Annotated in this window: 11 protein-coding genes and 1 riboswitch; of the genes, 2 read left to right on the forward strand and 9 right to left on the reverse strand. The window is 70.6% G+C overall.

Annotated elements, in window-relative coordinates; genetic code table 11:
• The 4 genes from AB0H83_RS25765 to AB0H83_RS25780 all read right to left on the reverse strand — a co-directional run.
• The coding region (locus tag AB0H83_RS25765) for a TCP-1/cpn60 chaperonin family protein (RefSeq protein ID WP_360098674.1) at nucleotides 1-229 on the reverse strand (229 nt) is incomplete at its 3' end.
• A 382-nt stretch (nucleotides 230-611) separates the two neighbouring features.
• Nucleotides 612-812, reverse strand: coding sequence for a cold-shock protein (locus AB0H83_RS25770; RefSeq protein WP_360098676.1), 201 nt, complete (start codon nucleotides 810-812; stop codon nucleotides 612-614).
• 303 nt (nucleotides 813-1,115) lie between these two features.
• The gene (gene paaN / locus AB0H83_RS25775) at nucleotides 1,116-2,789 is read right to left on the reverse strand and encodes a phenylacetic acid degradation protein PaaN (protein WP_360098678.1); all 1,674 of its coding nucleotides are present in this window, start codon (nucleotides 2,787-2,789) and stop codon (nucleotides 1,116-1,118) included.
• A 96-nt stretch (nucleotides 2,790-2,885) separates the two neighbouring features.
• Complete coding sequence (locus AB0H83_RS25780) at nucleotides 2,886-4,142, reverse strand: MFS transporter (RefSeq protein ID WP_360098680.1); 1,257 nt, start codon at nucleotides 4,140-4,142, stop codon at nucleotides 2,886-2,888.
• Nucleotides 4,143-4,193: 51 nt separating this feature from the next.
• Here AB0H83_RS25780 and AB0H83_RS25785 point away from each other — a divergent pair, with 51 nt between their 5' ends.
• Nucleotides 4,194-4,700, forward strand: coding sequence for a winged helix-turn-helix domain-containing protein (locus AB0H83_RS25785; RefSeq protein ID WP_360098682.1), 507 nt, complete (start codon nucleotides 4,194-4,196; stop codon nucleotides 4,698-4,700).
• Here AB0H83_RS25785 and AB0H83_RS25790 read toward each other — a convergent pair.
• Entirely contained in the window at nucleotides 4,689-5,714 is a 1,026-nt protein-coding gene (locus AB0H83_RS25790; protein ID WP_360098684.1) for a GNAT family N-acetyltransferase, read from the reverse strand. The two genes, AB0H83_RS25785 and AB0H83_RS25790, sit on opposite strands and share 12 nt — an antisense overlap.
• Nucleotides 5,715-6,109: 395 nt before the next feature.
• Complete coding sequence (gene thrC / locus AB0H83_RS25795; protein ID WP_360098686.1) at nucleotides 6,110-7,378, reverse strand: threonine synthase; 1,269 nt, start codon at nucleotides 7,376-7,378, stop codon at nucleotides 6,110-6,112.
• Nucleotides 7,379-7,388: 10 nt separating this feature from the next.
• A riboswitch (SAM riboswitch) is annotated at nucleotides 7,389-7,528 on the reverse strand.
• Between the two features lie 100 nt (nucleotides 7,529-7,628).
• Here thrC and AB0H83_RS25800 point away from each other — a divergent pair.
• Complete coding sequence (locus tag AB0H83_RS25800) at nucleotides 7,629-8,549, forward strand: glucosyl-3-phosphoglycerate synthase (RefSeq protein WP_360098688.1); 921 nt, start codon at nucleotides 7,629-7,631, stop codon at nucleotides 8,547-8,549.
• Nucleotides 8,550-8,819: 270 nt separating this feature from the next.
• Here the strand turns inward: AB0H83_RS25800 and AB0H83_RS25805 are convergent, their stop codons facing one another.
• Genes AB0H83_RS25805 through AB0H83_RS25815 form a run of 3 tightly spaced genes read right to left on the reverse strand, consistent with a single transcriptional unit; the run spans nucleotide 8,820 to nucleotide 12,970 of the window.
• On the reverse strand, nucleotides 8,820-9,296 hold the full coding sequence (locus tag AB0H83_RS25805) for a hypothetical protein (RefSeq protein WP_360098690.1): 477 nt from the start codon (nucleotides 9,294-9,296) through the stop codon (nucleotides 8,820-8,822).
• A gap of 36 nt (nucleotides 9,297-9,332) precedes the next feature.
• Complete coding sequence (locus AB0H83_RS25810) at nucleotides 9,333-10,214, reverse strand: ABC transporter permease (RefSeq protein WP_360098692.1); 882 nt, start codon at nucleotides 10,212-10,214, stop codon at nucleotides 9,333-9,335.
• Entirely contained in the window at nucleotides 10,211-12,970 is a 2,760-nt protein-coding gene (locus tag AB0H83_RS25815; protein WP_360098694.1) for an alpha/beta fold hydrolase, read from the reverse strand. The genes AB0H83_RS25810 and AB0H83_RS25815 overlap by 4 nt, the downstream gene beginning before the upstream one ends.
• Between the last annotated feature and the right edge of the window lie 62 nt (nucleotides 12,971-13,032).

Genomic DNA, 13,032 nt, shown 5'->3' on the forward strand with positions numbered 1-13,032 from the left:
CGACCTCCTTGACCAGCTCGGCGCCGATCTTCTCGTAGGGGTCCTCGAGCTCGATCTCCTTGGCGATGCTCACACCATCGTTGGTGATGGTGGGCGCGCCCCACTTCTTCTCGAGGACGACGTTGCGGCCCTTCGGGCCCAGCGTCACCTTGACGGCGTCGGCGAGGGTGTTCATGCCCCGCTCGAGGCCGCGGCGCGCTTCCTCGTCGAACGCGATAATCTTGGCCATTCGGCGTTGTCCTCCTGGACACTCCGGTTACGCCTCGACCCACGTGGGGCCGGCGGCTCACCGCCTGCTTTCGCACCTTCAAGGACCCAACGGATCCTCGGTGGTCGGGCCGGATGAGCCCGCGACGACCAGCCCCCGGACGCTCTCGCACCCAGGCGCTGCACCGCCCCGACCGTTGGCACTCACCTGTTGCGAGTGCCAACTCCTGTTTAGCACTCTGACCGTGCGAGTGCAAGCAAACCGGAGGTGACGGCACGGGTGGTCGAAGCCGTCCAGACGCCTACAAACCAGGCATCAATGGTACGAACAACGCCCAAACAGACGCAGGGCACCGTTCCTCATCAATGAGGACGGTGCCCCGGCGGGGTGGTTCCAGACGATGTCAGATCTGACGGACCTTCTCCGCCTGCGGGCCCTTCTGACCCTGCGCGATCTCGAACTCGACACGCTGTCCGTCTTCCAGCGATTTGTAGCCATCCATCTCGATCGCGGAGAAGTGGACGAAGACGTCCTGCCCCCCGTCGACCGCGATGAAGCCATAGCCCTTTTCGCTGTTGAACCACTTCACGGTGCCCTGTGCCACGGTGCACTTCCTCTACTTCGGTCCCTCTTCGTCACTCCGGCTGGCTGTGGGGACCAGCCTTGAGGTCCTCGGCCGGCCACGCCGGACCATGGGGTGGCACCGGCGCGAGGATCGACGACCGAAACGGACGGTACACGAGATAACCCGAGGCCCGACAGCCCCCAAATCGGACAGCAAGGTCACGAATCATGCGTACGCAAAAGGTTCCCGATGGGACCTTTGCGGGACAGTTCTTGCCGGCGCAAACATCGCCAGTCGACTAAGCCCCGACAACGCCCCGACAAGGCGCCGGCGCGACCGCGACTAGGCGTGCCTGCGCGACTGCACAACGCGGAAGCGACTGGCCACGTATGCACCGTCCGTGAGCGCGGCATTGGCGGCGGGATTGGCGCCGCTGGCGTGGAAGTCGGAAAAGGCGGCCGACTGGTTCACGAAGACGCCGCCGGTAAGGTTGACTGACAAATGAACACCGGCTTGGAGGGCGGCGCCTTCCATGGCGTCCAGGACATCGTCAGACGTCGAATACACCGAAGCGGTCAATGCGCCCTTCTTACCCACCGTGTCGGCGAAGATCCGCAAACTGTCCGCGGTCGAATCGGTGGCGACAACGAAGGAAATAGGACCGAACCACTCGGTGCCATAGGCGTCCACCGCATCGGCGTCCAGCCGCACGATGAGTGGCGTGCGGACGGTCGCGTTCTGATATACCGGATGCGTAACGTCAGACGATTCGAGCAGCACCGTGCCGAGGGTGCGGGCTTTCTCCAACCGGCGCAGCACGCCTTCATTGACGATGGCGCCGGAAAGCTCCACGCCGCGGGCCGGATCGCGGGTCAGCGCGGCGACCGCGCCGGCGATCCCGGCGCCGACGTCGTCGAAGCTCTTGGGCCCGTCGTCGGTGGCGATGCCGCCCGAGGGCACCAGCACGTTCTGCGGCGTCGTGCACATCTGCCCGGAGTACAGCAGCAGCGAGAAGCCGATGTTGCGGCACATCCCGGCGAAATCGCCGGTCGAGTCGACCACGATCGTGTTGACGCCGGCCTTCTCGGTGTGGACGACGGCCTGGCGGGCGTGGTCCTCCAGCCAGTCGCCGAACTCGGTCGAGCCGGTGAAGTCGATGATCCGCACCTCGGGCCGCAGCGCGAGGACCTTGGCCAGCCCCTCACCCGGGGCCTCGGGCGCCAGAAGCACCAGATCGGGGTCGAAGCCCGCGTCGGCGAGCGTCTCGCGGGCGACCTTCACGGTGATCGCGAGCGGCAGCACGGCGCCCGGGTGCGGCTTGACCACGACGGGGTTGCCGGTGACCAGGGACGCGAACAGGCCCGGGTAGGAGTTCCAGGTCGGGAACGTGTTGCACCCGATCACCAGGGCGACGCCGCGGGGCACGACGTGGAAGGTCTTGCGCATCCGCAGCGGCTCGCCCTTGCCGGCCGGCTTCTCCCAGGTGGCGGTCGCCGGGGTGCGGGTCATCTCGCGGTACGCGTACGCGATCGCCTCCAGCGCCCGGTCGAAGGCGTGCGGCGCGCCGGCCTGGAACGCCATGACGAAGGCCTGGCCGGTGGTCGCGTGCACGGCGTTGGCCAGCTCGAACGCGGCGGCGTGCAGCCGCGCGAGGATCTCCAGGCAGACCCCGGCCCGGGTCTGCGGCCCGGCGTCACGCCAGGCCGGCATCCCGGCCGCGGCGGCGGCGAGCAGCCCGTCGACGTCGGCGTGCGGGTACCGGACCTCGAGCGGGATCCCGAAGGGCGAGGTCTCCGTGGCGACCCAGCCGGTGATCGCCGGCTGGTCCGCGAGCGGGAAGTCGTTGGCCAGGTACGCGCGGAAGGCGGCCTCGCCGTCGGCCGCGGCGTGCTCGCCGTAGATGCGGGGGCTGGGCGACTCCGGGTACGCCGACCAGTACGCCCGCTCGGCGATCGCGGTCAGCGCCCGCTCGAGGGTGTCGGTGTGGGTGGTGAACATGGGGTGTGGGTGCTCCATGCCCGCCATCCTGCCATTTGGGAAGCGCCGATCTTGCGGTTGCGCTTGGAAGCCGCGACTGGAACCACGCAACCGCTGCACAACCGCAAGATCGGCCTACTTCCGCACTGCTTCCGTGCCCGCGGAAGGTGCGGACGTCAACTCGCGGAGCTTCCGCAAGGGTGACAGAAGGAGCGGCACCACGGATATCAGCATTCCGGTGCAGGCCACCCAGATCGTCGGGTGAACGCCGATGGTGGCGCCGAGCAGCCCGCCGGCGAGCCCGCCCAGCGGCATCGTGCCCCAGACGATGAACCGCATCGTTGCGTTCATGCGGCCGAGCAGCTCGTCAGGGGTGATCGTCTGCCGGAAGCTCACCTGGGTCACGTTGTACACCACGACCCCGATGCCGAACAGGATGCCGCCGGACGCGGCCAGCCACAGCCGCCAGTCGGCCCGCGCGAACGGCACGAGCAGCTCGCCGAGCGACGCGACGAGCATCGCGATCCACATCGCCGGCCCCTGGCCGAACCAGCGCACGAACGGCCCGACGAGGAACGCGCCGGCCAGCGCGCCGAGGCCGGTGACGCTGAAGTACAGGCCGATCAGCGCCGGCGACAGGGCCAGGTCGCGGGCCAGGTACACGATCAGCATCGCGTTGAAGATAGCGCCGAAGAAGTTGCCGGTGCCGGTACACATCGAGATCGCCCGCAGCAACGGGTTGCCCAGCACGAACCGGAGGCCCGCCATGATCTCGCGGCCGAGATGGGCGTCGCTCTTGCGGGCCGGCCGCTCCTCGAACCTGCGGATCCGCCAGAGGAACAGCGCCGAGACGAGATAGCTGGCCGCGTCGGTGGCGATCGCGATCGGCCCGCCGAGCAGCTTGACCAGACCACCGGCGACGGTCGGGCCGCCGATCTGGGAGGTGGAGCGGACCATCTCCAGCCGCGCGTTGCCCTCGACCAGGTGCTCCTTGCCGACCAGGAACGGCAGGTAGCTCTGGTACGCCACGTCGAAGAACACCGTGCACACGCCGCAGAGCAGGCCCACGACATACAGCTGCGGCATCTGCAGCGTGCCGGTCCACCAGGCCAGCGGCACCGACGCCAGCACGACGGCCCGCACGACGTCGGCCACGATCATCGTCTCGCGCCGCCGGAGCCGGTCGACCAGCGCGCCGGCGGGCAGCCCGACGAGCAAGAACGCGGCGGTCTCGCAGGCGGCGAGGACACCGACCTCCAGCGCGGTCGCGTCCAGGGTGAGCACCGCGACCAGCGGCAGCGCCAGCAGGGTGACCTGGGTGCCCACCTGGCTGATGGTGTCGGCGGTGAACAGCAGCCTGAAGTCGCGATCGCGAAGCAGGCCGATTTCCACGCAACCACTGTCGCCGAGTGATTGGGAAAAGTCAATCAATACAATCGGACGATGCGGCGACCAGCTACCGACGCGGAGGCCAAGGCACTCGCCTCCGGCGTCCGCCTGCGCATCATCCGGCTCTGCCTGGACCGGGCGCTGACCAACAAGGAGATCGCCGAGCGGCTCGGCGCCAACCCGGCCACCGTCCTGCATCACGTGCGCACGCTGGTCGCGACCGGGTTCCTCGTGCCGCAGGAGGAGCGGCGCGGGCCGCGCGGCGCCCGCGAGGTGCCCTACCTGGCGACGGGCAAGTCGTGGCAGCTCAGCGTCGGCGAGCACGGCGCGGGCACCAACCAGGCGATGCTGGAGGCGTTCCAGCAGGAGTTCGCGCTGCTGGAGGACCAGGCCGAGACGGTCAACTTCGCCCGCCTCGGCCTGCGGCTCACCCCGCAGGAGTGGCAGGAGCTGCAGGACCGGTTCCAGGCGCTGCTGGACGAGTACGCCCACCGCGACCGCACCCAGGGCCGGCCCTATTCGATCTTCCTCGCCATGTACGAGGACCGCTCACGCGACTGAGGCCTGCCAGTTCGCCCAGCGGTCCACCGCGCGGAACCCCATCGCCTCGTTGATCGCGATCATGTGCGCGTTGACCTCGGCGTTGAACGTGTCGATCATGCGGACCGCCGGCTCCTGCGCGCGCAGGGTCCGCAGGTTGACCACCTTGACGATCATGCCGAGGCGGTGACCGCGGTGCTCGGGGTGCACCAGCGTGATCAGCTGCCAGGCGTGCCAGTCGATGGTCCTGGCGACCCGCATCGCCGTCCACGCGACGAGCCGGCCGGTCGCGTCGTGGATGATGCCCGTCTCGTACCGCCGCGAGCCGTACCGCATGCGGACCTCCGACAAGCGGCGCAGCCGGTCGGCGTCGACCTTCTCCGGCTCGTAGTCCAGGTCACCGTTCGGCGTCTCGTCGAGGAAGGAGCTGTCCAGCTGGGCCAGGTCCTCGATCAGCTCCTCCGGCGGCCGGTTTCCCCATTGGACGGTGGAGTAGCCGGCCGCCTTCGGCCAGCTCTCGGCGAGCAGCCGCTCCAGCTCCGCGTCGTCGGCGGTCGACAGGTCGAGCCGGCGGCGCACGTCGAGCAGCTTGTTCTCCTGGCCGAGGGCGGCGGCGAACGGCGCCGACGAGCCGATCGGCCCGCCGTCGCGGTCGGTGATCACGCTGAAGCCCAGCACCGAGGTGCGACCGCGGGCCAGGCCGAAGTCGACGGCGTGGCGGTACAGCGCGCGGCCGACGCCCTGGCGGCGGTGCTGCTTGAGCACCAGCACGTCCAGGATCGCCTTGTCCAGGTTGTCGTAGACCGGCAGGTCGGCGTGGACCATGCCGACCGGCTCCGCGCCGCGGTACGCCAGGAACGTGTGCCGGTCCGCGCCCGGCATCGGCAGGCGGACCCGGACGTCGTGCTCGTAGCGGCACACCGGCGGGAGGTCGGGCAGGTCGGCCGCGATCGCCTCGTTGCCGATCAGGTAGGCCGCGTCGACTGCCGCCGGGTCATCGGCGTCCAGCTCGACGATCCTCAGGTCATCGGTCATGTCCGCCAGGGTGGCGCAGGTGGACATCGACGGACAACACATATTCGGCTCGATGGGCCGGTCGACGGGCACCGGCTTGTGCCCGGCCCGGAAATTGGTCGAGAGGACGCTCGCCAGCACCTCCGGTGCTGTGGTCGCGGGCCTGGACCAGGGTCCGGACCTCGCGGCGACACGTCCTCCCGCACCGAGCATCCTGGCGCGCGGTCCCCAGGTCGTCAAGTCCCTCGGCGGGTGGCTTCGAGACGCTCGGCTCGACCGCAATCACGCTGTGTGCCGGCCACCTCCGACGATCGGATGAGTCAGCCCTCGTCCGAGCGTGGAAGCGCTCTCTCAAACGCAGCCGGATCGACACCGTCCGTCACGGGCGTCGACCGGTTGCGCGAAAAAATCAGCCATCAGCTCAACAGCCCGGCCTCGCGCACCGACTTCAGCGACGGCTTCACCCGGTGCGTCGGGCCGACCGAGCCGGCGACGGCGTCGAGGGTCTTGAGCCCGTCGCCGGTGTTGAAGACGACGGTCTCCTTCGACGGGTCGAGCCTGCCGGATTCCACCAGCTTCTTGAGCACCGCGGTGGTGACCCCGCCGGCGGTCTCGGCGAACACGCCGGTGGTGCGGGCGAGCAGCTCGATGCCGGCGCGGATCTCGTCGTCGTCGACATACTCCATCCAGCCGCCGGTGCGCCGCACCGACTCCAGCGCGTAGACCCCCGCGGCCGGGTCGCCGATGTTGAGCGACTTGGCGATGCCGGTCGGCTTGACCGGGACGATCTCGTCGGTGCCCTTGTGCAGCGCGACCGCGATCGGGTTGCAGCCCGCGGACTGTGCCCCGTACACCGTCCACTCCGTGTCGGGCACGAGCCCGATCTCGACCAGTTCGCTGAACGCCTTGTCGACCTTGGTGAGCAGCTCACCGCTGGCCATCGGGATGACGACCTGCGCCGGGATCCGCCAGCCGAGCTGCTCGGCAACCTCGTACCCGAGGGTCTTGGACCCCTCGGCGTAGAACGGCCGGACGTTGACGTTGACGAACGCGGTGTCCTCGAACTCGTCGGTCTCCGTCAGCTCTGAGCACAGCCGGTTGACGTCGTCGTAGGACCCGTCGATCGCGACGACGTTGCCGCCGTAGACGGCGCTCATCACGACCTTGCCCGGCTCCAGGTCACCCGGGATGAACACGGTCGAGGGCACCCCGGCGCGCGCGGCGTGCGCGGCGACCGAGTTGGCCAGGTTGCCGGTGGAGGCGCAGGAATACCGGGTGAACCCGAGCGCCTTGGCCGCGGTCAGCGCCACCGAGACGACCCGGTCCTTGAACGAGTGGGTCGGGTTTGCCGAGTCGTCCTTCACCCACAGCGGCCCGGTGATGCCGAGCTCCTTGGCCAGCAGATCGGCCTTGACCAGCGGGGTCAGCCCCGGGTCGAGGGTGACGCGGCTGGCGGGGTCGGTGCCGACCGGCAGCAGCGGCGCGTAGCGCCAGATGTTCTGCGGACCCGCCTCGATCTGCTCGCGGGTGACCCGGGCGAGCGCCTCGGCGTCGTAGCCCACCTCGAGCGGCCCGAAGCACTCATAACAGGCGTGCTGGGCGGCGAGCGGGAACTGGGCGCCGCAGCCACGACAGACCAGGTGGCGGGCGGGAGAGTCGGTGAAGACGCTGAGCGTCGAGGTCATGGAGGCCTTCCTCTCATCTTCCCCAGGTGCATGGCCTTGCGCACCGGGACGGATTTGGCACCTACCGCGATCGGCCTCGTCGTCGAGACGTCGTCGCAGGGGTTGCCGGGGCTTCATCGGGCCGTGTCCCTCTGCCCCTCTGGATGAGGTATTCAGTTGTGTCGTGCCTGTTTCGTTTCTCAGTGTAAGGGGCGACACCGCCTCCGTTGTATGAGTCATCTCACGGGATGGGCATGGCTACCGTTCACTCATGCACCCCGACGCGGCGGCCTGGTTCGCCAAACGTACCTCCACCTGGCACGACTGGTCCCTCGCCGACCTGCGCCGCCGCAAGGGCGACACCCGCGTCAGCGTCGTGCTGCCCGCCCTGGACGAGGAGCCGACCGTCGCCGAGATCGTCACCGGCGTGCGCACCCTGATCCCCCTCGTCGACGAGGTGGTCGTGGTCGACTCCGGCTCGGTCGACCGCACCGCCGAGGTCGCCCGCCGCGCCGGCGCCACCGTCCACCACCGCGACGACATCCTGCCCGGCACCGGCTCCCGCCCCGGCAAGGGCGAGGTGCTCTGGAAGGCCCTCGCCGTCACCACCGGCGACATCCTCGTCTACGTCGACGCCGACCTCACCGACTTCCGCCCGCACTTCGTCACCGGCCTGCTCGGCCCGCTGCTGGAGGACCCGGCCACCCTGATGGTGAAGGCCTTCTACGACCGCCCGCTGCTCGACGTCTCCGCCGCCGGCGGCGGCCGGGTCACCGAGCTCGCCGCCCGCCCGCTGCTCAACGCGTACTTCCCCGAACTGGCCGGCGTCGTGCAGCCCCTCGCCGGCGAGTACGCCGCCCGCCGCTCGCTGCTGGAGTCCCTGCCCTTCGCGGCCGGCTACGGCGTCGAGACGGGCCTGCTCATCGACACGTACCGCGCCGCCGGTCTCGACGCGGTCGCCCAGGTCGACCTCGGCCAGCGCACCCACGGCCACCAGGACACCGCCGCCCTCGGCCGGATGGCCGCGACCATCCTGCACACCATCCACGCGCGCGTCTTCCCCGACCGGCCCACCTGGCCGACCCTCACCCAGTTCGTCCGCCACGACGACACGGTCACCACGGCGGAGCATGACGTCGCCCACCCGGACCGTCCCCCGATGGTGACCGTCCCGGAGTACCGCTCCCCGTGACGACGGTCCGTCCTTTTCCTGCTCAGGTCCGTCGTGGGCAAGGTCCGCCGCTCCCGTCAGCCACCGGTCGGCCGTGAACGGCCTCCCTGCCACCTCCGCGTGCAGTCGCGCGGACGCGACCTGACGGCCGCGAAGAGCCGCGGCCGTGGACGGCCGCGACGCGACCTGCCGGCCGCGAAAACGGCGGGCCGGGCGAGGGGCCAGTTTGACCTTGGACACTTTGACCGGTCAGCACCGGCAAAAGTGTCCAAGGTCAACCCGTCCGGCGCGTCAGGCCAGCGCCTCGGCGTCGGCGAACTGCCACAGCGTCGAGGTCGTGATGCCGGCGCCGAGCAGGGCGGTCGCCACCGCGGCCCACTCCGTCAGCAGCAGCCAGACCGGGGTGTCGATCAGCGCGGCCGGGGGCTCGCCCGTCAGGGACCCGACCACGACCACCATCGCGACCAGGGCCAGCAGCACGAACGTCAGCACGGCCGTCAGCCGCAGCGCCCAGTGGCCGAAGGTGCGGCCGGTGGCGAACAGCAGCGCGCACACGGCGACCAGGACGGCGGCGGCGGCCGCCGCGGCCGCGCCGATCAGGGTGAAGATCTGCGCGGTGAGGGCCTGGGCGGGGCCGTTCATCGCGTTGGACGAGGGCGGGTAGCTGGTCCAGCCGGCCAGGTTGGCCTGGTCGTAGTAGAGGGTGCCGGACAGCCCAACCAGGCCGAGCACGAGCAGCCAAGCGCCGCGAAGCGCCGAGGTTCGCATGCACATGCACCCTACCGGCCAGTACGCGAAACGCGTTCAGCTCACCACGTCTTTTCGCAAGAAGCGCCACCACGCGAGGGAGAAGAAGATCGTCGCGTACGCGAGGGAGGAGATGCAGCCCTTGACGATGTCGTCGGTCTGCAGCGGGGTGGACAGCAGGCCGAGCCAGGCGTCGCCGTAGTGGGTCGGCAGGAAGTTGCGGATCGTGCCGAGCGCGGTGATCTGGTCGAGGATGTTGGACAGGATCTGCAGCAGGACCGCGCCGCCGACGGCGCCGAGCGGGGCGTCGGTGGACACCGACAGCAGGAAGGCCAGCGAGGCGACGACCAGCAGCGAGACGCACAGGTAGCCGACGATCTCCAGCAGCCGCACGACGCTGGTGCCGGCCGCGATCTCCCCGCCGATCGGGGCGTTGAGCGGGGCCCAGCCGTAGCGCAGCGTGCCCGCGAGCAGCGCGGTGCCGACGAGGATCAGCATGGCGAGCAGGCAGTACAGCAGCGCCGCGGTCACCTTGACGCCGAGCAGCCTGGCCCGCGGCACCGGCATCGCCAGCAGGTACCGCAGGCTGCCCCAGGACGCCTCGCTGGCCACGGTGTCGCCGCAGAAGAGGGCGACGACGACCACCAGCAGGAAGCCCGAGGAGACCAGCAGGGTGAAGAGGGTGAAGTTGGCGCCGCCGGCCGTGGCCAGGTCGGCGAGGCGGGAGAACTCGCCGCCACCACCCTCGTCGTCGTCACCGCCGTTGTCGAGCTGGAAGGCGATCAGGATGATCAGGGGCAGCAGGACCATGAAGCCCAGCGCCATCTGGGTGCGGCGGCGGGCCGCCTGGCGGCGGATCTCCGTCCACAGCGAGAGGGTGGCGCCCGGCCGGTAGCCCGGCGCCCCGCCGACGACGTCGACCGCAGAAGAAGATGTCATGACCGCTCCCCGCTGGCCTTGGTGTCGCCGCCGACCAGCGACAGGAACGCGTCTTCGAGCCGCCGCCGCGGCGTGACCCGGTCGATGCCGACGCCGGCGCGCACGAGCGCGGCGATGACCTCCGACCTGGGCGTGCCGTCGATGTCGACGACCAGGCCGTTGCCGCCGGACCAGGCGACCGAGCGGATCCCGTCGAGCTCGTCGAGGACCTTCTCGGCGGCGTCCACATCGGACACGTCGAGCTGCACGGTCGGCGAGTCGCCCACGATGTCGTCCACCTTGCCGGCCGCCACGACCTCGCCCTTGTGCATCACGACGACGTCGGTGCAGGTCTGCTCCACCTCGGCGAGCAGGTGGCTGGAGACGAGCACGGCCCGGCCGCCGGTCGCGTACCGGCGCAGCACCTTGCGCATCTCGGCGATCTGCGGCGGGTCGAGCCCGTCGGTGGGCTCGTCCAGGACGAGCAGCTCGGGCAGGCCGAGCATGGCCTGGGCGATGGCGAGGCGCTGGCGCATGCCGTGGCTGTACGTCTTCACCCGCCGGTTGACCGCGGTGCCGAGACCGGCGATCTCGAACGCCTCGTCGAAGTGCGCGTCCTGCTCCGGGCGGCCGGTCGCGGCCCAGTACAGACGGAGATTCTGCAGACCGGTGAGGTGCGGCAGGAAGCCCGGCCCCTCGACAAGGGCGCCGACCCTGGACAGCACCGGGGCGCCCGGCAGGAGCTGGTGGCCGAAGACGAGGATCTCGCCCTCGGTGGGCCTGGTCAGCCCCATCAGGACCCGCAGCGACGTGGTCTTGCCGGCGCCGTTCGGGCCGAGCAGGCCGACGACCTGTCCACGCTGGACGGTGAAGTCGACCTTCGCGACGGCGACGAAGTCCCCATACGTCTTGCGCAGCCCCCGCACGACCAGCGGCGTGTCGGCGTGGTCGGGGTCGATGCGGCGCTCGATGCGCCTGACCCGGCCGCGGGCGATCAGGACCGCGGCGACCAGCCCGACCAGGATGAGCGCGACCAGCCCGGCGAGGACGTACCGCCAGATCACATCGGGATTCGCCAACGGCGTGCCGGCCACGTCGGGCAGGCTCACCGCCCCGTCGACGGCGACCTGGTAGACGACCGGGTCCGGCGGGGAGGCGAACGCGCTGTCGGCGGAGGCGACCGTGATGCGCACCCGGCTACCCGCCTCGAAGCGGTGCACGACGGCGGGCAGCGTCACGGTCACCGGCTGCGCGTCGGCGATGCTCTTGGGCAGCCCGGTCAGCCGCACCGGCGCGATCAGCCCGTCGGGGATCGAGGCGGCGCCCTTCGCCGGCACGTCGTACAGCTTGACGAAGAGCACCGCCTCGCCGGTCGGCGACGCGGCCCGGATGCGCACGACCGGCGCGCCCGCCACGTCCAGCGTCGCGGGCAGCGGCTCGGACGTGTAATCGGCGTGCTGGCCGCGGATCTCGGCGGAGACGCCGGTGCCCAGCAGGCTCGCGACGTTGGCGATCGGCAGCGAGGAGATCGCGGCCGGGTTGCCGTTGGGCGGGTTGGCGATGTCCTGAGGGCCGCCGGTGAGCGCGATGCTCGCGTTGGAGGTGCCGGCCAGGCCCGGGTACGCGTCCAGCGACGACGCCGCGGTGACCAGCCCCCGGCCCCGCGCGTTCAGGCCGGACACCCGCGAGTAGGTGAAGCTGTTCTCCGGCGCCTTGCCGTTGCCCTTGACGTAGTGGTCGAGCCACTGCGCGGTCAGGAACCGCAGCCGGTCGACCTCGGACTGCGGGCCGCTGCCGCCGTCGTGCCCGCCGGTGAACCAGGCGACCCGCACCGGGGTGCCGGCGGCGGCGATGCCGCGGGCGTTGGCGTCACCCTCGCTGAGCGGGAACAGGGTGTCGACCTGACCCTGGATCAGCAGCGTCGGTGCCTTGATCCGGTCCAGGACCGGGGCCGGGCTGGAGCGGCGCAGCAGGGCGAGCGCGGCCTCGTCGGCCTTGCCGGTGGTGGCGATGCCGAGGTACGCCTCGCAGACGTCCCGGGCGAAGCGCCCGCACTGGGCGTCGCCGGTCGGGGTCCGCTGCGGCGCGGCCGCGCCGCCGCCGGTGAGCGCGTCGGTGATGGGGTCGGCGCTGCCGGAGCCGAAGAACAGGCCGGCCCACTGCTTCTTGAACACGCCGCCGGCCGGATCCTGGCCGCTGGCCTCGGGCAGGAAGGCGCGGGACAGATCGTTCCAGGTGATCATCGGCACGATCGCGTCGACCCGCCGGTCCTGCGCGGCCAGCAGCAGGGCCAGCGCGCCGCCGTAGGAGCCGCCGACCGCGGCGACGCGCGGGTCGCCGGACGCGTCGGTCTGGATGTCGGGCCGGGCGGCGAGCCAGTCCAGCAGCCGCTGGGCGTCCTTGACCTCCCAGTCGGGGCTGTCCAGGTGGATCTCGCCGGTGGAGCGGCCGAAGCCCTGCGCGGTCCAGGTGAGCACCGCGTAGCCGAGCTCGGCGAAGTCCTGCGCGTCGGACCGCACGCTCTGCTTGGTGCCGCCGAAGCCGTGCGCGAGCAGGATCGCTGGCTTCCTGCCGCTCGTCTTCGGCAGGTACAGCGTCGTGTCGAGGGTCACCTCGGTCGCGTCGCCGGGGCCGGTGCGCACCGTGATGCGCTGCTCCTCGGTGCGGTACTTCGCGGGCGAGGGGACAACCGCCCAGCCGACCAGGCCGGCCAGCACCAGGGCGACCACCGACCCGGTGATCATCCTGCGCCGGTTGAGACGCGGTAAGAGACGCATCGGCCAAACGTACGCAACCGATGTTGCGCGTTGGCGAATTCCTCAGCGCCCTCTCAGCAAGC

The organism is Dactylosporangium sp. NPDC050688, assembly GCF_040654515.1.
Lineage (GTDB): Bacteria > Actinomycetota > Actinomycetes > Mycobacteriales > Micromonosporaceae > Dactylosporangium.